The sequence below is a fragment of the Geobacillus sp. BMUD genome (assembly GCF_013096845.1).
GTDB classification, from domain to species: Bacteria; Bacillota; Bacilli; order Bacillales; family Anoxybacillaceae; genus Geobacillus; species Geobacillus vulcani.
Genome location: NZ_SDLA01000001.1, coordinates 85,032 through 109,134 on the forward strand (window position 1 = coordinate 85,032; position 24,103 = coordinate 109,134).

Here is a 24,103-nt window from a genome sequence, read left to right on the forward strand (position 1 = left end):
CATATACATGTTTTTTAAGGGGGATGTGAACCATGGCAGTCATCAAAGTGAGGAAAACCGGTCAAGTGATTGAAGGAGAAGACAATGTGCGCGCGTTTTTGAACAGTCAAGGGGTGTTGTATGAACATTGGGACATCACGAAACTGCCGGAGCATTTGCGCGATAAATATGTTCTGACAGATGAAGAAAAAAATGAAATTTTAGCGGCGTTCAAAGACGAAATTGAAGATTTAGCGGCGCGCCGCGGCTACAAAACATGGGACATCGTCGCTTTGTCCGACGCGACGCCGAACTTGGATGAGCTGCTGAAAAAATTTGAACAAGTGCACATCCATACGGAAGATGAAGTGCGCGCCATTACGGCCGGCCATGGCATTTTTATTATCAAAGGCGACAAAGAAACCGGTTATTTTGATGTCGAGCTGGAAGCCGGCGACGTCATTTCCGTGCCGGAAGGGAATCCGCATTACTTTACGCTCATGGATGACCGTCGGGTCGTTGCGGTGCGCTTGTTTATCGACCCGTCCGGCTGGGTCGCTCACCCGTATGAAGAAAAAGAGGAAGCCGTCCAATAACAACGAACGCCCCGCTGCTTATATACAGGCGGCGGGGTTGTTTTCGTTAAAACGATTGTGTTAGAAAAATCATAAACAAAATGCCGACAATAAACGCGTACGTCGATGTCCGTTCATTTCCATCGCCATGGCTTTCGGGAATGAGCTCTTTGTAAATGATAAACAGCATCGCCCCGGCAGCAAACGCCAGCCCGTACGGAACGAGTCCGCGAAAGAGGGAGGTTAAGTAAAAACCGAGCAGCGATGTGACGATTTCCACGGCTCCGGTCAACGTGGCGATCACAAACGCTTTAAAGCGCCCGATTTGCTGGTTGATTAAAAACAAAGCGACCAAAAACCCTTCCGGTGCATTTTGCAAGCCAATCGCCAGGGCGATTAAATTGCCGATTTGCGAAGAGCTGTCGGAGGCGTAGCTGACCCCGACCGACAGACCTTCAGGCAAATTGTGCAACGTAATGGCGGCGATGATCAGCATGGCTTTTTCATCAAACTGCAGATCGCTTTTTGTGTGCTCTAAATCAATATGCGGAATGGTCATCTCAAGCAGCGTCAAAATCAGTACGCCAGCGGAAAGCCCTACTGTTAACGTGTTGAAGCCCCCTGATTTTAACGATTCCGGAATGAGGCTCATCATCGAAGCCGCCATCATAATGCCGGCTGAAAAGGCCAGCAGTACATCACGCCACCGGTGGGTGAGTGATTTGGCCATAAACAAAATCGGCACGGCGCCAAGCCCGGTGGATAAGGCGGAAAGCACGCTTCCGGCCAACACTTGGTTCATCTACTTCCCTCCCTAATCTCCTTTCTCTTTCTTCATATGCATCATTCGGCGGAATGTGACAGTCGCCCAAACGCCGACATATAATAAATTATCATAGCCGAAGCAAAAGCCATCGGCGAGGAAAATGCATCATGGCAAACAAAAAAAAAACGGTTGCCCGGGAATTTGCTGTTCCAGTATAATGAAAGTAAGAAAATGTAAAATTTAAAGGGTTGGATGCTATGGAACAAAAGGAACAGGCGTTGCAGCAGTCATTAAAATTATTCATTGTGTTATCGCGGGCCTATCGGTCAGTCAGCGATCAAGTAAACAAATCGATTCAATCGTTCGGCGTCAATCCGACCGAATTTGCGGTGCTCGAACTGCTTTACCATAAAGGTGATCAGCCGCTCCAACAAATCGGGGAAAAAATTTTGCTCGCCAGCGGCAGCATCACGTATGTCATCGATAAGCTTGAAAATAAAGGCTTGATCATGCGCCGCGCCTGTGAGCGGGATCGCCGCGTGACGTATGCGTCGATCACCGACAGCGGCCGGCAGTTCATCCAGCGCGTGTTCCCCGAACATGCCGAGACTATCCATGAAACGGTGGCAGCGCTGACGCCGGAAGAAAAGGAACAGGCGATCGTGTTGCTGAAAAAATTAGGCTACGGCGCAAAAAGCAGAGACTGACCTCGCCTCAGTCTCTTTTTTTAACACATTCACCGAGAAGTCTCCCACCTCGAAATGGAATGTAGGTGGGAGAGGTTCATTTTTGCCGAAAATGGACACGTTATATAACGAACATCATATTGCAGGAAAAAAGGAGAGATCGCCATTGATGATTCCCGTTGGGGTGTCCAACCGTCATATTCATTTGTCAAAAGAACATATGGCGGCGCTGTTTGGCGAAGGCGTCGAGTTGACGGTGCTCAAGCCGCTGTCGCAGCCCGGGCAGTTTGCTGCGAAAGAGACGGTGACGGTCGAAGGACCGAAAGGGAAAATCGAAAACGTCCGCGTCCTCGGTCCCGTCCGTTCGCTGACGCAGCTGGAGATTTCGAAAACCGACAGCTTCAAGCTCGGCGTCGCGCCCCCGGTTCGCTTATCCGGCGACATTGACGGAACGCCGGGCATTACGATTCACGGACCGAAGGGGACGGTGACCGTCGACAAAGGGGTGATCATTGCCAAGCGGCACATTCATATGACGCCGAAAGATGCCGAGACGTTCGGCGTCCGCGACAAGCAGGTCGTGAAGGTGAAAACGCAAGGGGAGCGGGCGCTCATTTTTGATGAAGTCATCGTCCGCGTCAGCGAAGATTTTGCCTTAGATATGCACATCGACACGGATGAAGCGAACGCGGCCGGCCTGAAAACGGGCGATTATGTTGAGCTGCTTCCGTCATGAAAATCATCCGTGTCAAAGGCGAACAAAGCGCCCTCTCGTTCGTTCCGAGAGGGCGCCTCCCGTTAACGTGGACGCTTCTTCTCTGATCGATCTAGGGTGCCGACCAGATGAAACGGCGCATCACGCCGAATGGCATCAATGACGCCGCCGCTGATTTCTTGATGGGTGAGCCAGCGCGAACCGTATTCTTCGGCGACAAAACCGAGCTGAACTTGCCGATAAAGGCAAGCGACAGGCAAACAGAGTTCCGATTTCGCTTCGGCTGGATCGGCGCGGCTGCCGAGCACATGAAACAACCGCCAAGGGCCGGGATGTCCGCTATTTTTTTTGATGACAGTGGACAGCGCTTGGTTTCCGTCCGTATGCACCCACGCAATGATTAGAGCAAACGTTCCGTTTTTTTGGATGGCCCGGGAAATCAGGGAACAAAGCGCTTCTTGATCGCGATAATCAACAAGAAGCGGGTTGATGGATGCCATTGGTCCAGCGCGGTCGATGAGCTGCTTCATCCGTGCGTAGCGGCGGGCGATGACGGACACATCATATCCTTCCCGCACAAGCCAAAGCGACACATCAGCCAACATGCCTGTCCCGCCGATGACAAGGGCGTGCATGGCGGCTCCTCCTTTCGGGTTAATGCAGCGATTCTTTCAAATAATGGTCAAACCATTCGACGATATGGCGAAGCCGCTCGAGGCGAAGCGTCGGGTTGCCGGTGCGCGACAAGTCATGGTTGGCGTCCGGAAAGCGAACGAATTTCGTTTCTCGCCCGAGTTGTTTCAAGGCGATAAACAGCTGTTCCGCCTGCTCGATCGGGCAGCGGTAATCGCGCTCACTGTGAAGAATAAGGAGCGGCGTGTTCATCTGTTTGACGTATTTGAGCGGCGAATGATGCCAAAGCCGCTCGGCGTCTTCCCACATGTCGCAGCCGATCTCCCATTTTGTGAAAAAGTAGCCGATGTCACTCACGCCGGAGAAACTGAGCCAGTTGGAAATCGAACGTTGGGTGACGGCCGCTTTGAACCGGTTCGTATGCCCGACGATCCAGTTTGTCATAAAGCCGCCGTAGCTGCCGCCGGTGACGCCAAGCCGTGTTTCGTCAATGAAGTCGAATTGGCGAATGGCGGCGTCGACGCCGGCCATAATGTCTTCATAATCCATGCCGCCATAGTCGCCGCGCACGGCATTGACAAATGCCTGGCCATATCCGTGGCTGCCGCGTGGGTTCGTGAATAAGACGGCATAACCGCGCGAAACGAGCAGTTGAAATTCATGAAAAAAGGTAAACCCGTACATCGCATGCGGCCCGCCGTGAATTTCGACGACAAGCGGCGCCTTTTCCCCTTCGCCAAGCCCGGGCGGTTTCATGATCCAGCCTTGAATGTCCGAACCGTCTGTTGATTGGTAGGTAAACGGTTCGGCATCAGCGAGCGCGACTTCGTTCTCGAGCGCTTCATTGACCGTGGTGAGCCGCGTTTTTGCGCCGCTTTCAAGTGAGATGGCATACAAATCCCCAATCACTGTCGGCTCGCTAATCGCGGCAACGGCCTGCTGTTCGTTCGGATGGACGGCGAGGCCGTATACATGGAAGTCTCCTTCGATGATCGGAACGACGGGTCCGTCAAGCGGGATGAAAAATACGTTGACGCGCCCGCGATCCGAGACGGTGACATACAGGCCGCTCCCGTCGTTTGCCCATATCGGGCCCGGGCCTTTCGCATCAGCGTGCATGTCGCCGATCATGACATCGCCGAGATGGACGTCCCAATCGGCGGTCAGCACCCGCGCCGTTCCACGCTCCGGCTCAAAAACGTAAAGCCGGTGAAGCGTCGCCCCGAGATAAGCCAAATCATGGCCGATGGCGGCGAGCTTCGTTCCATCCGGCGACCAAGCGAGCGAGGCGAAGGTGCCGCATCCGTTCGTCACATTCGTTTCCGCTTTCGATTCGAGGTCAAGCAACACAATGTCGCGTGTAAAGACGGTGTCCGGATCCTCGTTTCGGTTGGCCACAAAGGCAAGCGTCCGTCCATTGGGCGACATCGCAAACGAACCGATTTCCTCCTCGCGGCTCGTCAACGCTTCCGCTTTTCCCGTCGCCGCATCGATGCGCACGAGCACCGCCTGTTTGCCGTCAAGAAAACCTGCCGCGTCTGATTTGTAATAGAGCCGCTCCACCATGCGCGGTTTCAGGTCAGCCGGCTTCGTTTCCTTTTTTTCCGGCTCCTCGCGGTCAGCGATCGTTTCGTCATCGCCAAGCGCCGTTAGGGCGATGAGAAACGTCCCCTCCGGCGACCAGATGTAATCGCGCACTCCATTTTTGAAAAACGTCAGCTGGCGCGCTTCGCCGCCATGGGCAGGCAACAGCCAAAGCTGCGCGCGTCCGAAGCGGTCGGATAAAAAGGCGATGACTTCCCCCTTTGGGGAAAAGCGCGGCTTCGTATCGCGCCAGCGCCCGAACGTCCATGGACGGACGGCGCCGTCTTCGGTCCACATATATAGATGGGAGCGGTATTGTTTTTCCTCGTCGATCGATTTTTCCACAAACACGACGCGCGTCCCGTCCGGGGCGTAGTGCGGGTCGCGCACTGAGCGGAGGCGAAGCAAATCTTCCGCCGTCATGCCGCACCGTTTCGTCGGGTGTTCGTTGTTGTTCATCAGCTGGCCCCCTCTTTCTTTCAAGTAAAATGGAACTACCTTATAATTTCGTTTTCCGAAAGAAAAGATCCTGCCCAAAACAGAAAAAAACGAACGCCCATCGTTCGGGCGTTCGTTTTCGGGCGCTATGCCGACAGTTTTTGTTTTTCATTCGCTTGTTTCGTCGCTTTTTTTACTTGTGGATAGAAGATGATGCCGCTGGCGAGCAAGGCGACGCCAAGCAGGAACGTCTTTATATCAGCCGTGCCAGCGATGACGACCCAGATGGAATACACCGTCGCTAAGGCCGCAATGATTCCGTCAACCATCCGCTCACGCGCCTTTCGGTACGTTTCCCCGGTGAGCGTGAGTTTCAGCTGAAAGATGGAAGCGATCAAATACGGAACGAGATAGGCGAGCGTGGCGATGTAAATGACGAAGTCAAACGCCGCGGCCATTGAGTGGGAAACGGTCGAAAAGATGAACAATTGCGCCAAGGCGTTTGACAACGTGAGCGAGAAGCTCGGCACCCCTTTTTTGTTTTCCTTCAAAAATGCCGGCAAAAACATCCCTTGTTTCGCCGCTTGGTACGGCACTTCCGCGCTCAACAAAATCCAGCCGAGCGTCGAACCGAGCAAGCTGATGAGTCCGAGAGCAGCGAGCACATAGCCGCCAGCCGGCCCAACGATGGCGACAATGGCGTCAACGAGCGGTTTTTCCGATTGAATAAGTTTGTTTTGCGGCAAGACGCCCATCACCAAAAAGCTGATGCCGATATAAATGGCTAAGGCGATGAGCAGGCCGGCGATCGTCGCCCACTTCACATCGGCTTGTTTGCGCGCCCGGGAAGCGAACACCATCGCCGATTCGACGCCGACAAACGCCCAGAGCGTCGATAAAGCGGCGTTGTTGATTTGCCCGAGCAGGCTGATCGCTTGCCCGTTCCCGTCATAGCGCGGAGCGTCAAGCGGGCCGATGACCGCTTTGTCAAAGGCAAACAAGGCGATGACGATAAACAGGAAAAAGCCGAGCACTTTCGCCGCTGTTGCCACAAAATTCAGCTTGCCGGCGTCTTCCACCCCGCGCAAAATGATGACATGCATCCCCCAAAGAAGCGCCGTGCAGACGAGAAACGTCAGCAAATTTCCCAGCTTCAAGGTAAACGAACCGATCACGAGCACCGTTTTGTCGCTCGTCAGCACCGGGAAAAACGTCGACAAGTAGCTTGTAAATGTCGTAATGATCGCCACGTTGCCGGCAAAGTTGCCGATCCAATACCCCCATGACGACATAAAGCCGGATAAAATCGACAAATGCGAGCCTTTCGAGAACAGCTCTTTCGCATAAATTTGCGGTCCGCCGTTCAAGTCGGGCTTGCGGATCGCCAAGTTGCCGAACACAAGCGCCGTCATCAAGACGCCGACCCCGGTCAACAGCCAAGCGAACATGACGCCGAGCGGACTCGCCGCCTCCGCCAACGATCGCGGCAGCATAAAAATGCCGGAACCAACCATATTGCCAACGACAAGCGCGGTTAATACCGAAATGCCAAGCTTTTGCTGATTGGCCAAGATTACAACGCTCCTTTCTAAAAAAGAAAGCACCCGCGCCTCTTCAGCGGGTGCACAACTCGTTCGCATCCTACTGAATGGCGATAGCGCTCCACCGCCGTAGGCGATGGCAGTCCTGCGCCTGTTCGGCCGCAGGCCCAGCTTGCGCCGCCGGAGCGCGACGCAAACTTCGGCGATGAACCCTTTCCCGCTGCGTCATGGACCGCTCCGGGCCTCGGCAGCGCTACTTTTGTTCACCGCAACCTCTATCCCATTGAAGTGGAGAGGGGGTATGTCGTTGCCGACAATATCTTACTTCATTCGACAAAAGGCGTCAATATCTTTTTGTAGAATAAAATATGGAAGCCAATCGTTCATTGCAATAGCCGATGGTGGAGGAATGGGGCAAAAAAATAATGTTTGGGAGTTGGAAAAGGAAGGATTTTTTGAGATCATGGCGAATATACAATTGGCTGGCCAAAGATAGGAAAATGCCGTCGTCACGCCGAGTGCCGGCTCATTGGCCACTATCATTTTACAGAAAGAGACCCATGAGCGCGTTTCGCACTCCACCCGGGCATGAATGTGTATTTCCACCGAAAAATGATCAGGAAAGAAGGGATTGGCGTGAAATTTTCCGAGTTTCGTTATGAGCGGCCGGACATCGATCGATTGCAGGACGCGTTTCAAGAAGCGCTCGATGCGTTCCGCCGCGCCGGGAGCGCCGCCGGGCAGCACGAGGCGATGAAACGGATCAACGAACTGCGCCGCCGCTACAGCACGATGGCGAACCTGTGCCACATCCGCCATACGATTGATACAAACGATGAGTTTTATAAGAAAGAACAAGACTTTTTTGATGAAACGGAGCCGATCGTTAAAGGGCTCGTCAACGACTATTACCGTGCGCTCGTCGCTTCGCCGTTTCGCAGCGAGCTTGAGCAAGTGTGGGGAAAACAGCTGTTTGCGTTGGCCGAAACACAGCTGAAAACATACGCGCCGGCGATTGTCGAGGACTTGCAAAAAGAAAACAAGCTGGCGAGCGAATATACGAAGCTGATCGCATCGGCAAAAATCATGTTTGAAGGGGAGGAGCGGACGCTCGCCCAACTGCAGCCGTTCGTCGAGTCGCCGGATCGGGCGATGCGCAAGCGGGCGAGCGAAGCGCGGTTTTCGTTTTTCACGGACCATGAGAAAGAGCTTGATGAGCTGTATGATGAGCTCGTCCATGTCCGCACGGCGATCGCCCGCAAGCTCGGGTTCCACAACTTTGTGGAACTCGGCTACGCCCGTTTAGGCCGGACGGATTACAATGCCGAGATGGTCGCCAACTTCCGCCGGCAAGTGAAAACGCACATCGTCCCGCTCGCCTCCAAGCTGCGCGAACGCCAGCGGCAGCGGATTCAGGTGGACCGGCTTACGTATTATGATGAGCCGTTCATGTTCCCGAGCGGCAATCCGGCGCCAAAAGGGGACGCCGCTTGGATTGTTGACAACGGCCGGCGCATGTATGAAGAGCTGTCGCCGGAAACGGGCGCGTTTTTCCGCTATATGATCGAACATGAATTGATGGACCTCGTCGCGAAAAAAGGGAAGGCGGGCGGAGGCTATTGCACCTATATCGATGACTATAAGGCGCCGTTTATTTTCTCCAATTTCACTGGTACATCCAGCGACATTGACGTATTGACCCATGAAGCCGGCCATGCGTTCCAAGTGTATGAAAGCCGCCATTACGACATTCCGGAATACAACTGGCCGACGCTTGAGGCGTGCGAAATTCACTCGATGAGCATGGAATTTTTCACATGGCCGTGGATGGAGCTGTTTTTTGCCGAAGACGCCGACAAATACCGGTTCGCCCATTTGAGCGACGCGCTCTTGTTCTTGCCGTACGGCGTGGCGGTCGATGAATTCCAGCACGCCGTCTACGAGCGCCCGGACATGACGCCGGCCGAGCGGAAGAAAACATGGCGTGACATTGAGAACGTGTATTTGCCGACAAGGGATTACGACGGCTACGATTACCTTGAACGAGGCGGCTTTTGGCAGCGGCAAGGGCACATTTACACTGACCCGTTTTATTACATCGACTACACCCTCGCGCAAGTGTGCGCGTTCCAGTTTTGGAAGCGGGCGCAAGACGACCGGGCTGCGGCGTGGCGCGACTATGTGGCGCTCTGTCGATTGGGCGGCAGCCGGCCGTTCACCGAGCTCGTCCAAAGCGCCAACCTCCAGTCGCCGTTTGCCGACGGGGCGGTCGCTTCGGTTATCGGCCATATCGAACGGTGGCTGGACAGTGTCGATGACAAAGCATTGTGAATGAAAGAGGTGGAACGGCATCGTTTCACCTTCTTTCTTCAAGACGGAGAAACACTTATTGCGCTAGGGGGAAAAACGATGATTCGGAAAGCAGTTTTCACTGATGCGCCGGCGATTGCCGCTGTCCATGTGGACAGTTGGAAGACGACGTACAGCGGCATCGTGCCGGACACGTACTTGGAGACGTTGGCAGTGGAAGAAAAACAAACGTTATGGGAGAAGGGGCTCAGCCAAGCGGACCATTCCGTGTTTGTCGCCGAGGAACATGGGCGCGTCGTTGGATTCGTCTCCGGCGGACGAAATCGGGCGAGCGACGGCCCAGCGGCCCACTATGACGGGGAGCTGTACGCGGTGTATTTGCTCAAAGAGGCGCAAGGAAAAGGATGGGGACGGCGGCTTGTGCAAGCCTTGGCCCGCGACTTGGCGCAAAAAGGCATTCATTCGCTCGTCGTCTGGGTGCTTACCGACAATCCGTCGCGCTGTTTTTACGAACGACTTGGCGGTGAAAAACTGGCCGAGGAAAGGGTGGAAATCGGTGGAAAAGTGTTATCGGAGTGGTGCTACGGCTGGCAAGACATTCAAACGATGAACCAGTAGATGGGCTGCCGAACTGTCGGCAGCTTAAAAAATGTATTTTGTGAGTGATTACTCACTTTACAAAAAGGTTTATCTTCATTATACTATAAATGAGTGATTGCTCACTACTATGTAAAGGGGAGAAAAACAATGACCGCCAATCCATGTATTCAAGTCGAGCGTGTTTCCAAGCGGTTTGGAAAAAAAGTGGTCATCGACGATGTGTCGTTGGATGTCCGCGCGGGGGAAATTTTCGGTCTGCTCGGCCCGTCGGGAGCCGGCAAGACGACGTTGGTGCGCATGATCGCCGGCATTGATTTGGCGAGCGAAGGCACGATTCGCGTGTTGGGCGTGAACATGCCTGATCTTGGCGCCATGAAGCGGATCGGCTTTATGGCGCAGTCGGATGCCCTGTACGGAGAATTGACCGCGCTCGAGAACATGCAATTTTTCGCCTCGATCTATGGATTAAGAGGAAAAAAACAAAAAGAACGGATCGATGACATGCTCGCGCTCGTCAACTTGACGGATGACCGGAAAAAGCCGGTGCACCAATACTCAGGCGGGATGAAGCGGCGGCTGTCGCTGGCGATCGCCTTGCTTCACGAACCCGAAGTGCTCATTTTGGATGAGCCGACAGTCGGCATCGATCCGGTGCTGCGCCAATCGATTTGGGCGGAGCTCGAGCGGATTCGCCGGCGCGGTACAACCATTGTCGTCACGACCCATGTGATGGATGAAGCGGAAAAGTGCGGGCGGCTTGGCATGATTCGCGAAGGTCGTTTGATCGCCGTCGGCCGCCCGGATGAATTGAAACAAAAAGCAGGCGCAGAAACGATTGAACAAGCGTTTTTGACGTTTGGAGGTGCTCGTCGATGAGAGTGTTGGCCATTGTCGTCCGCATCATCCGCCAGTTTTTCCGCGACAAGCGCACGCTGGCGCTCATGATTGTCGCACCGATGTTCGTCTTGTTGTTAATGGATTTGGTGTTTAATGGCGAAGAATACAAACCAGCCATTGCCGTCAGCGAACACGTGCCTGAGGCGGTTGTTGACAAGTTGAAAGAAGTGGGAGCGAACGTGAAAGAGCTGTCAGCAAAACAAGCGCGAAAGCAGCTGGACGATCAAGACATTGACGCGTGGCTTGACATGAGCGGAAGCGCTCCGCACCTTACGCTGGAAGGAAGCGACCCGACGGCCAATCAGGCGGTGATGGCCGCGGTGCAACAGGCGTTTCAGTCCATGGCGCCCAAGCCCCCGTTTCAGCTGAAAACAACGTATTGGCACGGATCAAGCGATATGGCGTCATTTGATTATTTCGGCCCCGTGTTGATCGGCTTTTTCGTCTTCTTTTTTGTCTTTTTGATTGCTGGAGTGTCATTTTTGCGCGAGCGGACGAATGGGACGCTCGAGCGGTTGATGGCGACGCCGCTCAGGCGCTGGGAAATGGTCGCCGGCTACATGATCGGGTTCGGGCTGTTTACGACGATTCAGGCAAGCTTAATTTCATGGTTTGCCATTGATGTGCTCGACATGATGATGGAAGGTTCGTTCGTGTATGTGCTGCTCATCACGTTTTTGCTGGCGATGACGGCGCTGGCGCTCGGGATGCTGCTGTCGGCGTTCGCCAACAACGAGCTGCAAATGGTGCAGTTTATCCCGCTTGTCGTCGTGCCGCAAGTGTTTTTCTCCGGCTTGTTCAATCTTGACACGATGGAAGAATGGCTGCGTTCGCTGAGCGTCATCATGCCGCTCACCTACGGGGCGGATGCGCTGCGCGATATTATGGTGCGGGGGGAAGGTTTTCGCGCCATCGCTGTGGATGTGTACGTGCTGCTTGGCTTTACGTTGCTGTTTATGGTATTCAATGTAGTAGCATTGAAAAAATACCGCAAGCTGTAAGGAGTAGAGTCATGAGCGAGCATTCATGGATTCAGGAATTGCTGCAAATCGGCGGCAAGGAAGGGCAGTTCAGTGAAAAGCAGCTGAAAATTTTGGAAGCCGCGGTGGAAATGTTTGCTGAAAAAGGCTATGCGGCGACTTCCACGAGTGAAATCGCCAAAAAGGCTGGGGTGGCGGAAGGCACGATCTTCCGCCACTATAAGACGAAAAAAGACTTATTGTTGGCGATCGTCACGCCGACATTGTTTCAGTCCGTCGCCCCGTTTTTGGCGAAAGAGTTTGTCCGCGAAGTGTTTGACAATGAATATGAGACGTACGAACAGTTTTTGCGCGCGGTGTTCTCCAACCGCTACGCCTTTGTGAAAACGTATTTGCCGGCGATTCGCGTGCTCTGGCAGGAGCTGGCCTTTCATTCCGAGATCAAACAGTGCTTTCAACGCGTGTTTACCGAGCATGTGTATCCAAAATTCGCCCGCATTGTCCGCCATTTTCAAGAGAAAGGGGAGTTGGCCGAGCTGCCGGTCGATTCGGTCATCCGCTTGACGATCACATCGCTCGCCGGCTTTTTGGCCGCCCGCTTTCTCCTTTTGCCTGACCACAACTGGGACGATGAGGCGGAAATGGAACGGACGATCCGCGTGTTGATGAACGGTCTGCGGCGCTAACCGGCCGGCTTCCGCGCAGGAGCCGGCCTAGTTGTTTTCTTTCGCATAACGGAGGATAGCTTCGGCATCAAGCAGCGTTCGATCACGCTGATCTTGTAAAAAATGAAATATATTTCCATATATGGTACATATTTCTGTAATTTATTGTAATACCGGCGCTCTCTCTTCGTTTAGCTTCACATCACCAAAAGTTGTCCTTGATTTTTTCATCACATACTTACGTATGCAACCAAGAAAGAACAGGAAACCAATCATGTTTTGCATACACTTGTGCAGAGAAGTGAACCGTCTGTCAAGTACATGTTGTGGTGAAAAGACAGAAAACGAAAAAAGAGGCGATGGCGACCGTCCCTTTTTCAGCGAAAATCCTTTATTCGTGCGAAAGAGTCTGACCTCAAGAAACGGACGTGCGTTCGGTCAAAACGTTTGACCGAACGCACGTTATTTTCTGGTACCACCGTCTTCCGAAATGACGCTGGATCCTTTGTTCGGGTCGAACGATTGGTACCATTGAACATCATTGAAAATATGCACGGGGAACCGTTCTTTGTCCAAGATGAAAAGATTGTACCGCAAGTCTCCATGATTGATTCGATTGATCAAATCTTTTGGTATATCGTCTATCCATGAGGAAGAAATGGTGATGGTATATGACAACTGTCCGTTGGCCGGCAAAGGGCCTTTGACGGCGTTCGAACGGTCAACATGGGTCACGCGAGAAAGTTCCTCTGGATATTGAATGACGAAATAGTAATCTCGATACTGTTCAAGCAACTGATACAGCTGCTCTGAGAGGGTGTAACGCATCGTCAAGTGAATCGAGCGGCTCGTTGCTTTGGCGGTAAATTCATTGACTAAAAAATGCGGCGGCAGAAATTTCTCCTCTAGCGATAACGGCTTCTGTTCCTTTTTTGCTTTTTCCTTTTGCTCGTTTCCTTGCGCCGCTTCTTTCCCTGCATGGTGCGGAGCGGGGGTAGGATCATGTCCGCGCTCGCACGCCGCCAGCAGGAGAAAACAGATGAAAAGAGGATGGAAAAATTTTTTGCTCATAAAACCACCATTCATGAGAGTTTAGTTTTGCTTAATGCTGTCGGAATATCCCTGATATGTCCATTGTCCGCTGACGGTTTTCGAGCTGATGAGGGTTCCTCTGCTGTAGTAATTTTCTTTACCGGTCGCTTTCACCCAACGACTTCCATATCGAAGAGTATAGGTGGAATAAGGAGGGATCGTCCAAGTAACAGTTGTTGTTTTTTCCACCCGCGCTCCTAAACTCACTTCCGTACTAATTCCTACTTCTAGGACCATTTCGTTAAATGTGGACGACGAAGAAACAGTAGCGGTTGCATATGCTTCTCTCTTGACTGTGTGGGAAACAGTGTCAGTAGTAGATTTGTTGTTTACATGGGTATGGGTCCAATAAATGGTCAGCCCTTTTGTATCTGTGCTATGAACGTATTCATATCCATCATAAGGGATATAGGTGTTGATTTCTGCTTCCGTCTTATGAAATGGGGTAAGAGAAAGTAATCCAGCCAAAAGAATCGGACTGATGGTTTGAATCATCTTTTTTCTTTTGAACATCACAATCCCTCCTAATATTTAGAATTTATAACTTATTTTTAGCAAAAAAAAAAAAAGTAATTGTCAATAATATTTCTAAAAAAAATATTTTATAAAATATTCACCTTTTCGCTAAAAGTATGCTTGACTGAATCAAGGTGAAAAATCAGTTTGATAAACAGCCCATTGCAAAGAAAGATCCGCCGAAAGCAAAATTTGATGTTCGGCGGACTCTCTGTTGTAAGTTATGATACGATTTTTGCCACGATGGCGTCTCCTTCAACATCGATGCGGATCGCGCGCACCGATTGGTCAGCGTCAAGCAGGCAGTCGGCGATGTTGTCTTCGACATGCTCTTGGATGACGCGGCGGAGCGGGCGGGCGCCGAAGGCCGGATGGTAGCCGAGTTCGGCCAGTTTTTCTTTCGCCGCTTCCGTCACGTCGAGTTCAATGCCTTGTTCGCGCATCGCCGTTTTGACATCGGCGAGCATCAAGTCGACAATCTCAAGCAAGTGCGCTTTTTCGAGCGGCTTGAACTCGATGATGGCGTCGAAGCGGTTCAAGAATTCCGGCTTGAAGTAAGCGCTGAGTGAGTCAAGAACGCTTGATGGGCCGCCGCTTTGTTTTTCAAAGCCGACGGTGATTTTTTTGTCGGTGACGCCAGCGTTGCTTGTCGCGATGATGACCGTGTCTTTGAAGCTGACGGTGCGGCCTTGGCTGTCGGTCAAGCGGCCGTCTTCTAAAATTTGCAGGAAGATGTGCTGCACGTCCGGGTGCGCCTTTTCAATCTCATCAAGCAAGATGATGCTGTACGGATTGCGGCGCACTTTTTCCGTCAGCTGGCCGGCTTCTTCAAAGCCGACATAGCCCGGAGGAGAACCGATCAGTTTCGCGACCGAATGCTTTTCCATGTATTCGCTCATATCGAGGCGAATCATGGCGTCTTTCGTGCCAAACAGCTCTTCAGCGAGCGTTTTGGCGAGCTCCGTTTTCCCAACGCCGGTCGGGCCGACAAACAAGAACGAACCGATCGGGCGGTGTTTCGCCTTCAAGCCGGCGCGGCTGCGGCGAATCGCTTTGGCGACTTTTTTCACCGCTTCCGCTTGGCCGATCACTTTTTTCGCCAAGTTTTCTTCGAGATGTTTCATTTTTTCTTTTTCATCGGCTTGCAGCTTGCCTACCGGGATGCCGGTTTTCTCGGCGATGATTTGCTCGATATCGGCGGCATCCACGACAGGGCGTTCTTGGGTGACGCCTTGTTCGAGCTGTTTCTCCAGTTTCAGCTCTTCATCGCGCAGTTTCGCCGCCAGTTCATAGTTTTCTTCTTTCGCCGCTTGTTCTTTTTCTTTCGCGATTTGCATCAGCCGCTCTTGCAGCTGTTTTTCATCGGTCGGGCCGAGGCGCAAGTTCGCTTTCGAGCCGGCCTCGTCCAACAAGTCGATCGCTTTGTCCGGCAGGAAGCGGTCTTGGATGTAGCGGTGCGCGAGTTTGACGCACGCTTCGATCGCCTCGTCCGTATAGCGGACGTGGTGGAACTGCTCATATTTTGGTTGAATGCCTTTTAAGATGGCGATCGCTTCGTCAACGGTCGGTTCGTGGACGATGACCGGTTGGAAGCGGCGTTCAAGAGCGGCGTCTTTTTCAATTTGCCGGTATTCTTTCAACGTCGTTGCCCCGACGACTTGCAGCTCGCCGCGGGCAAGCGCCGGTTTTAAAATGTTGCCGGCATCCATCGACCCTTCGGCAGCGCCGGCGCCGACGAGCAGATGGATTTCGTCAATGAACAAGATGACGTTTTTCCGCTCTTGCAGTTCGGCGATGAGCCGTTTCATCCGCTCTTCGAATTGACCGCGGATGCCGGTGTTGGCGACAAGCGACGCCACATCAAGCAGGTACACTTCTTTGTTCAGCAGTTTTTCCGGAACTTGCCCTTCGGCAATCTTCAGCGCAAGCCCTTCAACGATCGCCGTTTTCCCGACGCCCGGCTCCCCGATCAACACCGGATTGTTTTTGTTGCGGCGGTTCAAAATTTCAATAACGCGCGCAATTTCTTTGTCGCGGCCGATGACCGGGTCGATCAAGCCCGCTTTTGCCATTTGCGTCAAGTTGCGGCCGAACTGATCCAAAAATCCGCCGCTATGGCTTTGCGAGCGTTTCGTCATCGTTCCCGGCGAGCTCATTCCTGCGTTGGCCGCTGTGAAGTGGCTGGTGAAGAAGTCATCAAAGGAAAATGGCGAAAAGCCAAAGTTCATCATTGGAATCGACAATTGTTGTTTTTGTTTTTCATAGCATTCATGGCAAAGATGAAGCTGTTGTTTTTCCCCGTTCCATTGCAAGTTGACAAATACGGTTGCTTCACGTTGCTGGCATGCTTGGCAACGCATGAGGAATACCCCCTTCTCCGTTACTGGTGGTTTGACTTTGACTTTCTTTGACTTTACGACTTTATTATACTTTGACCTTTTTTGACTTTCAAGTGTTTTGCGCAAAAAAATTTGTGATAACGATGAAATGTTTTTGAAAAAATGGTGAATACTAATATAAATGCGGCAAAGCTATGATAAAGTGAAAAGCAGAAAAAGAGGCGGGAACGGCCTGCCTTCAGTGCCGAGAACGGGGCGGCTGAACAGTGTTGGTTATAAAAACTTTGAAAGAAAAAGGAGAAAGGTGAAGATGAGAAGACGTGTTGGTTTCGCGTTTGCTGTTGTACTTTTGGGGATGATGGTCATGGCTGCTTGTACAAATCACAACAAGCAAGCCGATACGCCGGCTGTGCTTGATGTGAAAATGGAGGTGCCGGATCACATCGACTTGAACAAGCCGACGAAGCTCGCCTGTGTCGTGACGTATGGCGGTGAAAAAGTGGACGATGCGAGCGAAGTAAAGTTTGAAGTATGGAAGCACGGAAGCAGCGATCGGGACATGCTCGAAGCAAAGCATGACGGCAATGGCCGCTATTCCGTGGAAAAAACGTTCACCGAAGCGGGAACGTATTCCGTTGTCGCCCATGTGACAGCGCGCGATATGCATAACATGCCGAAAAAAGATGTTGTCGTTGGCAACCCGGAACAGGCGGCAGCAGCCGACGGGGAGGGCGAACATTCCCCAGGCAGTGCTGAAGAACACCGTCATGCCGCCATCGCTATTTCGCTGTCATCCCGCTCGTTCGAAGCTGGAAAGCCGGCGGCATTGACCGTCCATCTCACCAAAGATGGGAAGCCTCTCACGAACGCCATCGTTCGCTTTGAGATTTGGCAGGCGGACAATAAGCATGAATTTGTGGATGCGGATGACAAAGGAAACGGCAAATACGAGGCTGTTGCCACGTTTGCCAACAAAGGGACGTATTCGGTGAAAGTGCATGTGGAAGCAGATCAATTGCACGAACATCAAGTCGAACAAGTGACTGTTCAGTAACGAAGGATGCTGAGGAAGGCATCCTTTTTTTGTCTATTCGTCTTTCCTGTCCACTGCAGACATATACATGGAAATAAAGCAGCGGACAAGGAGAAGGGGAGAGCAGAAGGTGAAGAAAGCAGAATGGTCGGAAGCGTGGCAAATCGCCGCTGTTTACGTCGGCACGGTGATTGGAGCGGGATTTGCGACCGGAAGAGAGATTATGGAATTTTTCACCCGTTATGGGGCGGCCGGAACGGTTGGGATCATCATCAGCGGTTTTTTGTTTATATGGGGCGGCGCACGACTCATGGTGATGGCGCGCCGCATTGGAGCCATATCATACGATGAATTGAATCGTTATTTGTTCGGGAGAATGTTGAGCCCGTTTGTGACGCTCGTGATGACGGCGATGATCGCGGGGGTGACGGCGGTGATGATCGCCGGGGCGGGCTCGGTGTTTGAAGAGCAGATCGGCTGGCCGCGGCAGGCGGGGATTGCCCTGACGCTCGGTTTGGCGCTTGTGGTCATGTTGCTCGACCGCAAAGGGCTGTTTGGCGTCAACGTGTTAGTCGTGCCGATGATGATGATATTTAGCGCCACCGTATTGATCAAAATGATGATGGTTGGCGACTTATGCCGACCGGATATGGTGGCATCGGATTATTCGCTTAAGGCGATGTTGTCCCCGTTTTCCTATGCGGCGTTTAACTTGGCGATGGCCCAAGCGGTGCTTGTGCCTGTTGCCCGCGAAGCGACCGGTGAGCGAGCGGTGAAGCGCGGGGCGATGTTGGGGGGAGTGATATTGACAGGGTTGTTGCTGCTAAACCATATCGTGCTGCTATCGTTTCCGCAAAAGGATGATTACGACATTCCGATGGCTGAAGTGGTTCGTACGTTTTTTGCCATGCTGTATTGGTTGTATGTCGTAGTCATTTACGGAGAAATTTTTACATCGGTCATCGGCGGCCTGTTTGGGCTTGCCCGTCAAGTGCGCGTTTGGGTGCCGAGCGGCGGAAAATGGCTGGGCGTGCTGCTCGTGTTGTTGTTTGCGGCGGTCAGCCCGTTTCGCTATGGGGAGTTGTTGTCATTTCTCTATCCACTGTTTGGCTACATGAGTCTCATGTTATTGTGGCTTCTTTGGCGTCGACGGCTGCCGCACCGATAAATCGGCCCTTTCGTTCCCTGACATTTCTTTGGTGAAGGGGGACGAAAGGGCTTTGTTTCGTTATGAGTGGAATCGGGCGATCATTTTTTCTAAATCGTGCGCTGCAGCAGCCAACGTGTCTGCTTCCCGGGCTAGTTGGTGAAGGGCGAGCGTTTGTTGCTCAAGTCCCGATGCGGTTTCTTGCACCATGTTTGAAAAATCGGCGGCCACGGTGCGTACGTCTCCCATCAGTTCACCGAGCTGCTCGCCGTCGGCGGTGATGGCGTTGACGTAGGATTCGTTTTGCTGAAGCAAGTCGTTCAGCTGGGCGAACATGCCCTGAAACGATGTGAACGTCTCTCCTGTTTTCCAAAGCGAGTTTTTCGTCGTTTCAACACGGAGACCGCTTCCTTGTACAGCTTGCACGGCTTCCTTGAGCGCGTTCGTCATGGCGTCGAGCGAGGCGAAAATTTCAGCGGCGAACGCGTTTGTATCTTCGGCGAGTTTTCGGACTTCTTGGGCGACGATGGAAAAACCGCGGCCCGCTTCACCCGCCCGCGCCGCTTCGATCGAGGCGTTTAGGGCGAGCAAGTTCGTCTGTTTGGCGATCGTGCGAATGGCGGTGATCATGTCATGGGCGCGCGCCGCTTCATGGGCGGCTTTGTCAATGAGGGCGGTTGTTTCATTGATGCCGTGCTGCATCGCGTCCATGTTTGTTTTTGTTTCCTCAATGAGGCGAATGCCTTCTGCTGCCGACGACCAAGCGTCGCCCGCCTGCCGTACGACGCGTTCAACGGCAGCCCGCATGAGCTGCACGCGCTTCACCATCTGCTGGATGACGTCACCCGCTTGCTCGACAGCGGTCGTTTGTTGTTTTGCTCCTTCGCGGAACGTTTCAACAGCAGCGGCGATTTCGTCGAATGATTCAGAGAGGCGGCGCATTTCCATCTGCTGTTCAACGCTCACATCATGCACAGTTTTGGCTGCTTTGCCAAGTTCATTGATGATCGTGCGGATGCCGAGAATCATTTTGTTGATTTCGTAGGCGATTTGATGAAATTCATCTCGTTTTTTCTTCGTTTTCACTTCCGTTTGCAATTGACCTGAGGAGACGGTGCGCGCGACGCTGTACCAATGGCGAAGCTCGGCGGCAATGGCTCGATGCCAAGCGGCGCTGAGCCCAAGCCCAAATAAAGCGGCAAACAGCGCGGCAAAAACAGGCGTCGCCCCGGCGGCGGAGGCGGCCAGCCCGACAGCTGCCGGAGCGATGGCGATGCTTGCTAACACCCATTGCAAATACGGACGATGCATGAGCCTTCCCATCCGCAGATTGAACCGTCTTCCGCCTGGCTCCATCCAAAGCGGGCAGCTGGCGTCAATCAACACTTCGCCGGTATCGCGTTCGTACACTTGCAATAGCGGCTCGTTCGTGCGGGCGGCGGCGAGCCCGACTGGGTCGGCAAACACCCTTCCCTCGCGGAGGCGGTTCGTATGGATAAGCCCGTATCCGCTTTCATCGACAACAACAAAATATTCATCACGGCCGAGCCGATCGTCTAAAAAGGCGCGGATGCGGTCAAGCTGTTCTTCGAGCGGACGCGTTCGATCGATCACCTCTCGCAGCGCTTCTGCCGTTGCCGTCACTTTTTTCAAGGCTCGTTTCGCCCGGCGCTGTTTCGTCAGTTCGCTCATAGACGATTCTCCTTTTTTCGTTTGTCTATTTTCAATAATATATAGAAGATTTTGTCGAATCAATAGGATGAAAGGGGGATGCATAAAAATATCTATCGATTGGAAGACTATGCTGTAAACGGAAAGGCGAGGGGATGGCCATGGGTTTGTTCATGTTTTGGAAAAAAAAGAGAAAACGCCCTCCCAAGCGCCCGATTTCGCAACTTTGGGAACAACTGCGGCAATCGAGCGATTTTGTCGAATTATCATTTCTTGTTGGGGACAAGGAGCTGTCCATTTACTATTTTGATTCGCTCGTCGATCCCCAACTATTGCAAGAGCGGATTCTTTGTCATCTGCAAAATGACATTCCAAAGCATCCGACCATCCGGCTCGAAGAATTGCAACAAATCGTGCCGATTCAGCGCATTGAAGTGAGCGAAGACATCGCGCTGATTGAAGAAAAGGTGCTGAAAGGGTTTGTCGCTGTCACCTTCCGCGAGCAACCAAACAAAGCGGCGCTCATGAGCGCCGCCGCTGAAAATTTGGGGCTGCGGGAAAACAACGATTCGGAAAATGAGTTCAGCGTCGTCGGACCGAAAGTCGGTTTTGTCGAGAACGTCGGCGTCAATCTCCATCTTCTCCGGCGGCAAATCGTTGCGCCCAACTTAGTATTTCGTGAAATGTCAGTCGGCTCAATGTCCAAAACCAAAGTCGTCGTCGCCTATATCGATGGCGTGGCCAATCCGGAAGTGGTCCGAACGGTGACGCAGCGGCTTGAGACGATTCACTTCGATGTCGTGTTTGACAACGCGATTTTGGATCAGCTGCTCGCTGACAATTCGCGGACGCCGTTTCCGCTCTTTATCTCGACCGAGCGGATCGATCGGGCGGTGTATGCCCTCATTTCCGGACAAGTCGCGGTGCTTTGCGACGGTTCGCCGTATGCGGTGATCGGGCCCGCGGCGCTGTTCGATTTTTTTACGTCGCCGGAAGATTACTATTTGCCGTGGGTGCTCGGTTCGTTTTTTCGGCTGATCCGGTTTTTCGGCGTGGCGTTTTCCGTGCTGGCGTCGCCGATTTATGTGGCCGTTTTGACATATCATTACGAAATGATTCCCGAGGATCTGCTCGGCCCGATCATTTATTCGCGTTCCAATGTGCCGTTTCCGCCCGTGCTCGAAGTGCTGTTTTTGGAAGTGACGATCGAGCTGCTGCGTGAAGCCGGGGCGCGGCTGCCGACGAAAGTCGCGCAAACGCTCGGGATTGTCGGCGGGATTGTGATTGGGCAGGCGACCGTCGACGCCGGTTTGACGAGCACGATTTTGTTGATTGTCGTGGCCTTGGCCGCGCTCGCATCGTTTACCACGCCGATTTTCAAAATGTCCAACACGATTCGGTTTATCCGTTTCCCCTTTATTTTGTTCGCCGCCGGCTGGGGCGGGGTCGGGATTGCTTTTGCCATCTGTTGGCTGCTCATTCATTTAGGCCGGCTGCAATCGTTTGGTTATCCATATTTGGTTCCGTTTTACCCGTTGCGTGTGCGCAACCTCGACGATACGTTTATTCGTTCGCCGTACAGCCAAGCGGCGGAGCGGCCGCAGTTTCTTCGTCCATGGTCGCGGTTTCGCTTTGATCCGAATGAAGCGAAGCAAAAGCGCGATATTGATGAGTAAAGGGGGATCATGATGCGGCGTGGGTGGCTATGGATCGGGGCGCTGCTGTTGCTGGGCGGGTGCGCCAGTTCGCGGCCGATTGACGAAATTCAAATTATCCAGCAAATGGGTTATGATTTCGAAAACGGCCGTTATACGGGGACAGCCGTGTACCCGACATTCAAACAAGGGCCGATGACGAAACCGAACGTATTGACGACGACATCGCCAACGATTTACGATCTCATCCCACGCCTGTCGTCGAAATCGGCGCTGCCGATTGAGGAGGGGCAACTGCGTCTCATTTTGTTCGGCAAGGAGTTTGCGAAGCGGGGAGTGACGCAGATTACGCACAGCCTCGCACGCAACAACAAGGTCGGAAGCCATTTGCTGCTTGGCGTTGCCGAAGACAGCGCCAAGGAGCTGTTGAAAATCACAGCGAAGACGACGCTCAGCGATACGCTGTATTTGCCGAACCTCGTCGAGCAAAATGAACAGTCGATGAACTTGCCGAAAACGAATTTGCATCTGTTTTTGTATCGCTATTTTTCCCCGGGGAGCGATCCGTTTTTGCCGTACTTTGAGAAAAAAGGCGATTTTGTGAAGCTCGAGGGGATCGCGTTGTTTCGCGACGACAAATATGTTGGGCATGTCAGCTTGCGCGATGCCTTTTTAATGAAAATTTTGCTCGGGGAAACGAAAAACGGCGTTTATCAGCTGAAGGTTGGGAATCGCGGAAAGCAAGGCGAGGATCGGGTCATGCTGCAAAACTTATGGGCGAAGCCGAAATATGAATGGAAACGTGACGGAAGCCGCCATCGCCTCGATGTGTCCGTTCATATTCATGCATCGGTGCGAGATTATCCGTCATGGCTCGACCCGGTAAAGGGGAAGCTGTTGGATAGCGTGAGAAAAAAAATGGAAAATGAATTGGAACACAATATGGAACGTTTATTCCGCTCTTTTCAAAAAAAGCGAATTGACCCGCTTGGCTTCGGCGACTTTGTCCGCAGTATCACAAGACATTGGGATCGGGCTGCGTTTTACCGCGAATATCCGGACTTGGACATCCGCCCCCATGTGACAGTCGACATCGTCCACACGGGCATTGGCGAATAAGACGGGGATCATGAGGAGGGAAGACCATGAAACAGCCGATTCCAGACCGATTTCTCATCTCCCCGTTTTTTGTTTTTTTCGTCGTCCACGCTGCGCAAATTGGGGTTGGGGCGCTCAGCTTCCAACGGCCGCTGATGAAAGCGGTCGGGCAGGACGCATGGATGGTGGTGCTTCTGACCGGGCTGGCCGCCCACTTGTTGATTTGGTTCATGTATCGCCTGCTTTCCCGCTCTCCTTTCGGCGGGGATATCGTCTTGCTTCATCAACATTATTTTGGCCGGTGGTTTGGCGGCCTATTGAGCTTAGGGGTGTTTCTTTACTATATGTTGGCGGCGCTGATGGTGCTGCAGTCGTACATCGAAATCATTAAAGTATGGGTGTTTCCGTTCATGGGAACATGGCAGTTCAGCCTGATTTTTTTGGCGCTCACCTATTACGCCGTCCTTGGCGGATTCCGCGTCGTGACAGGACTGTGTGTATGGGGGGTGGTCATTCCGCTGGCGACCATTTTCCCGATGGTGTTTTTCCCGTTGGAGTACGCGCAATATCGAAACTTGCTGCCGGTATTCGATCATTCATTTGGACAGCTCGCCAAAGCATCCAAAGAGATGACGCTGCAATATTTAGGATTTGAAATGCTGCTGATGTACTACCCATTTGTGAAAAACGCGCCGTCTTCGCAAAAATGGGCGCACGCGGCCAATGCTTTAACAACGTTCATTTACCTTGTGATCGTTTTGATTTCGATCGTGTTTTATAACAAAGAGCAAATTCAGCACGTGACATGGCCGACGTTGACGCTGGCGAAAATTCCGGAAGTGCCGTTTATCGAACGGATGGAATACATCGTCATCTCGATTTATGTGCTTGTCGTGTTTCCGATCATCACCCTCTCGGTTTGGGCGGCGACGCGGGTTGTGAAACAGCTGTTCGCCGTCCAGCAGCGCCGGTCGCTGCCTGTGCTTCTTGTCATTTTGTTTATCGGCACGCTCTTGCTTCAAGAGAAAGCGGACATCGAACGGATCAGCCAATGGACGGCCAAGCTCGGATTGTATCTTGTCGCCGTCTATGTTCCGCTTTTGTGCGTCAGCGTGTGGGTGGTGGAAAAGGTGAAAAAAACGCTACAACAAAAGCCGTAAATATGGTATAGTGAAAAAAGAAA

21 protein-coding genes and 1 riboswitch are annotated in these 24,103 nt (G+C 52.6%); of the genes, 13 read left to right on the forward strand and 8 right to left on the reverse strand.

The window, feature by feature from the left end; all coding sequences use genetic code 11:
• Positions 1–32 precede the first annotated feature (32 nt).
• The gene (locus tag ETC05_RS00385; protein WP_013145966.1) at positions 33–575 is read left to right on the forward strand and encodes a 1,2-dihydroxy-3-keto-5-methylthiopentene dioxygenase; all 543 of its coding nucleotides are present in this window, start codon (positions 33–35) and stop codon (positions 573–575) included.
• Between the two features lie 46 nt (positions 576–621).
• Here the strand turns inward: ETC05_RS00385 and ETC05_RS00390 are convergent, their stop codons facing one another.
• Entirely contained in the window at positions 622–1,356 is a 735-nt protein-coding gene (locus tag ETC05_RS00390) for a ZIP family metal transporter (protein WP_171660136.1), read from the reverse strand.
• A gap of 221 nt (positions 1,357–1,577) precedes the next feature.
• Between ETC05_RS00390 and ETC05_RS00395 the strand changes: the two genes are divergently transcribed.
• Both ETC05_RS00395 and ETC05_RS00400 read left to right on the forward strand, forming a co-directional pair.
• Complete coding sequence (locus ETC05_RS00395; protein WP_031404867.1) at positions 1,578–2,027, forward strand: MarR family winged helix-turn-helix transcriptional regulator; 450 nt, start codon at positions 1,578–1,580, stop codon at positions 2,025–2,027.
• Positions 2,028–2,175: 148 nt separating this feature from the next.
• The gene (locus ETC05_RS00400; protein WP_216366267.1) at positions 2,176–2,742 is read left to right on the forward strand and encodes a phosphate propanoyltransferase; all 567 of its coding nucleotides are present in this window, start codon (positions 2,176–2,178) and stop codon (positions 2,740–2,742) included.
• Positions 2,743–2,804: 62 nt separating this feature from the next.
• Here ETC05_RS00400 and ETC05_RS00405 read toward each other — a convergent pair whose 3' ends face one another.
• From ETC05_RS00405 to ETC05_RS00415, 3 genes are all read right to left on the reverse strand, one after another.
• Positions 2,805–3,356 (reverse strand): short-chain dehydrogenase, encoded by a 552-nt coding sequence (locus ETC05_RS00405; protein WP_031404863.1) that lies wholly within the window; start codon positions 3,354–3,356, stop codon positions 2,805–2,807.
• A gap of 19 nt (positions 3,357–3,375) precedes the next feature.
• On the reverse strand, positions 3,376–5,397 hold the full coding sequence (locus tag ETC05_RS00410; protein ID WP_171660137.1) for a S9 family peptidase: 2,022 nt from the start codon (positions 5,395–5,397) through the stop codon (positions 3,376–3,378).
• 125 nt (positions 5,398–5,522) lie between these two features.
• Complete coding sequence (locus ETC05_RS00415) at positions 5,523–6,947, reverse strand: amino acid permease (protein ID WP_171660138.1); 1,425 nt, start codon at positions 6,945–6,947, stop codon at positions 5,523–5,525.
• A gap of 76 nt (positions 6,948–7,023) precedes the next feature.
• Positions 7,024–7,203: riboswitch (Lysine riboswitch) on the reverse strand.
• Between the two features lie 350 nt (positions 7,204–7,553).
• On the opposite strand from ETC05_RS00415, the gene ETC05_RS00420 reads away from it, so the two are divergent.
• The 5 genes from ETC05_RS00420 (at position 7,554) to ETC05_RS00440 (ending at position 12,390) form a co-directional block, all read left to right on the forward strand.
• Positions 7,554–9,248 (forward strand): M3 family oligoendopeptidase, encoded by a 1,695-nt coding sequence (locus ETC05_RS00420; RefSeq protein WP_171660139.1) that lies wholly within the window; start codon positions 7,554–7,556, stop codon positions 9,246–9,248.
• A gap of 78 nt (positions 9,249–9,326) precedes the next feature.
• Entirely contained in the window at positions 9,327–9,845 is a 519-nt protein-coding gene (locus tag ETC05_RS00425; protein ID WP_171660140.1) for a GNAT family N-acetyltransferase, read from the forward strand.
• 129 nt (positions 9,846–9,974) lie between these two features.
• Complete coding sequence (locus ETC05_RS00430) at positions 9,975–10,703, forward strand: ABC transporter ATP-binding protein (RefSeq protein ID WP_031404851.1); 729 nt, start codon at positions 9,975–9,977, stop codon at positions 10,701–10,703.
• The gene (locus ETC05_RS00435) at positions 10,700–11,725 is read left to right on the forward strand and encodes an ABC transporter permease (RefSeq protein ID WP_171660141.1); all 1,026 of its coding nucleotides are present in this window, start codon (positions 10,700–10,702) and stop codon (positions 11,723–11,725) included. The genes ETC05_RS00430 and ETC05_RS00435 overlap by 4 nt, the downstream gene beginning before the upstream one ends.
• Positions 11,726–11,736: 11 nt before the next feature.
• Positions 11,737–12,390 carry a TetR/AcrR family transcriptional regulator gene (locus ETC05_RS00440; RefSeq protein ID WP_031404846.1) on the forward strand — a complete coding sequence of 218 codons (654 nt, stop codon included), beginning with the start codon at positions 11,737–11,739 and terminating at the stop codon, positions 12,388–12,390.
• Positions 12,391–12,831: 441 nt separating this feature from the next.
• On the opposite strand, the gene ETC05_RS00445 is transcribed toward ETC05_RS00440, so the two are convergent.
• The 3 genes from ETC05_RS00445 to ETC05_RS00455 all read right to left on the reverse strand — a co-directional run bounded on the left by ETC05_RS00445 (position 12,832) and on the right by ETC05_RS00455 (position 16,337).
• Positions 12,832–13,440 carry a hypothetical protein gene (locus ETC05_RS00445; protein WP_171660142.1) on the reverse strand — a complete coding sequence of 203 codons (609 nt, stop codon included), beginning with the start codon at positions 13,438–13,440 and terminating at the stop codon, positions 12,832–12,834.
• Positions 13,441–13,461: 21 nt separating this feature from the next.
• A complete protein-coding gene (locus ETC05_RS00450) occupies positions 13,462–13,974 on the reverse strand; it encodes a hypothetical protein (RefSeq protein ID WP_171660143.1) in 513 nt (170 codons plus the stop codon).
• A 224-nt stretch (positions 13,975–14,198) separates the two neighbouring features.
• On the reverse strand, positions 14,199–16,337 hold the full coding sequence (locus ETC05_RS00455; RefSeq protein WP_171660144.1) for an ATP-dependent Clp protease ATP-binding subunit: 2,139 nt from the start codon (positions 16,335–16,337) through the stop codon (positions 14,199–14,201).
• Between the two features lie 289 nt (positions 16,338–16,626).
• On the opposite strand from ETC05_RS00455, the gene ETC05_RS00460 reads away from it, so the two are divergent.
• Positions 16,627–17,370, forward strand: coding sequence for a FixH family protein (locus ETC05_RS00460; protein WP_171660145.1), 744 nt, complete (start codon positions 16,627–16,629; stop codon positions 17,368–17,370).
• Positions 17,371–17,479: 109 nt separating this feature from the next.
• The gene (locus ETC05_RS00465; protein WP_483299786.1) at positions 17,480–18,517 is read left to right on the forward strand and encodes a YkvI family membrane protein; all 1,038 of its coding nucleotides are present in this window, start codon (positions 17,480–17,482) and stop codon (positions 18,515–18,517) included.
• A gap of 60 nt (positions 18,518–18,577) precedes the next feature.
• Here the strand turns inward: ETC05_RS00465 and ETC05_RS00470 are convergent, their stop codons facing one another.
• Positions 18,578–20,188 (reverse strand): methyl-accepting chemotaxis protein, encoded by a 1,611-nt coding sequence (locus tag ETC05_RS00470; RefSeq protein ID WP_031404834.1) that lies wholly within the window; start codon positions 20,186–20,188, stop codon positions 18,578–18,580.
• 140 nt (positions 20,189–20,328) lie between these two features.
• Between ETC05_RS00470 and ETC05_RS00475 the strand changes: the two genes are divergently transcribed.
• The 3 genes from ETC05_RS00475 to ETC05_RS00485 are packed head-to-tail and all read left to right on the forward strand — an operon-like array spanning position 20,329 to position 24,080.
• Positions 20,329–21,843 carry a spore germination protein gene (locus ETC05_RS00475; RefSeq protein ID WP_031404832.1) on the forward strand — a complete coding sequence of 505 codons (1,515 nt, stop codon included), beginning with the start codon at positions 20,329–20,331 and terminating at the stop codon, positions 21,841–21,843.
• A 12-nt stretch (positions 21,844–21,855) separates the two neighbouring features.
• On the forward strand, positions 21,856–22,941 hold the full coding sequence (locus ETC05_RS00480) for a Ger(x)C family spore germination protein (protein ID WP_031404830.1): 1,086 nt from the start codon (positions 21,856–21,858) through the stop codon (positions 22,939–22,941).
• Positions 22,942–22,967: 26 nt separating this feature from the next.
• On the forward strand, positions 22,968–24,080 hold the full coding sequence (locus ETC05_RS00485; protein ID WP_031404829.1) for a GerAB/ArcD/ProY family transporter: 1,113 nt from the start codon (positions 22,968–22,970) through the stop codon (positions 24,078–24,080).
• Positions 24,081–24,103 lie beyond the last annotated feature (23 nt).

What these genes read in the sequence shown, in the direction of transcription:
- ETC05_RS00385 (WP_013145966.1), top strand. Translation starts at nt 33, where the DNA reads ATGGCAGTCATCAAAGTGAGGAAAACCGGTCAAGTGATTGAAGGAGAA.
- ETC05_RS00395 (WP_031404867.1), top strand. Translation starts at nt 1,578, where the DNA reads ATGGAACAAAAGGAACAGGCGTTGCAGCAGTCATTAAAATTATTCATT.
- ETC05_RS00460 (WP_171660145.1), top strand. Translation starts at nt 16,627, where the DNA reads ATGAGAAGACGTGTTGGTTTCGCGTTTGCTGTTGTACTTTTGGGGATG.
- ETC05_RS00455 (WP_171660144.1), bottom strand. Translation starts at nt 16,337, where the DNA reads ATGCGTTGCCAAGCATGCCAGCAACGTGAAGCAACCGTATTTGTCAAC.
- ETC05_RS00450 (WP_171660143.1), bottom strand. Translation starts at nt 13,974, where the DNA reads ATGTTCAAAAGAAAAAAGATGATTCAAACCATCAGTCCGATTCTTTTG.
- ETC05_RS00390 (WP_171660136.1), bottom strand. Translation starts at nt 1,356, where the DNA reads ATGAACCAAGTGTTGGCCGGAAGCGTGCTTTCCGCCTTATCCACCGGG.
- ETC05_RS00470 (WP_031404834.1), bottom strand. Translation starts at nt 20,188, where the DNA reads ATGAGCGAACTGACGAAACAGCGCCGGGCGAAACGAGCCTTGAAAAAA.
- ETC05_RS00425 (WP_171660140.1), top strand. Translation starts at nt 9,327, where the DNA reads ATGATTCGGAAAGCAGTTTTCACTGATGCGCCGGCGATTGCCGCTGTC.
- ETC05_RS00475 (WP_031404832.1), top strand. Translation starts at nt 20,329, where the DNA reads ATGGGTTTGTTCATGTTTTGGAAAAAAAAGAGAAAACGCCCTCCCAAG.
- ETC05_RS00485 (WP_031404829.1), top strand. Translation starts at nt 22,968, where the DNA reads ATGAAACAGCCGATTCCAGACCGATTTCTCATCTCCCCGTTTTTTGTT.
- ETC05_RS00405 (WP_031404863.1), bottom strand. Translation starts at nt 3,356, where the DNA reads ATGCACGCCCTTGTCATCGGCGGGACAGGCATGTTGGCTGATGTGTCG.
- ETC05_RS00445 (WP_171660142.1), bottom strand. Translation starts at nt 13,440, where the DNA reads ATGAGCAAAAAATTTTTCCATCCTCTTTTCATCTGTTTTCTCCTGCTG.
- ETC05_RS00400 (WP_216366267.1), top strand. Translation starts at nt 2,176, where the DNA reads ATGATTCCCGTTGGGGTGTCCAACCGTCATATTCATTTGTCAAAAGAA.
- ETC05_RS00430 (WP_031404851.1), top strand. Translation starts at nt 9,975, where the DNA reads ATGACCGCCAATCCATGTATTCAAGTCGAGCGTGTTTCCAAGCGGTTT.
- ETC05_RS00440 (WP_031404846.1), top strand. Translation starts at nt 11,737, where the DNA reads ATGAGCGAGCATTCATGGATTCAGGAATTGCTGCAAATCGGCGGCAAG.
- ETC05_RS00435 (WP_171660141.1), top strand. Translation starts at nt 10,700, where the DNA reads ATGAGAGTGTTGGCCATTGTCGTCCGCATCATCCGCCAGTTTTTCCGC.
- ETC05_RS00410 (WP_171660137.1), bottom strand. Translation starts at nt 5,397, where the DNA reads ATGAACAACAACGAACACCCGACGAAACGGTGCGGCATGACGGCGGAA.
- ETC05_RS00480 (WP_031404830.1), top strand. Translation starts at nt 21,856, where the DNA reads ATGCGGCGTGGGTGGCTATGGATCGGGGCGCTGCTGTTGCTGGGCGGG.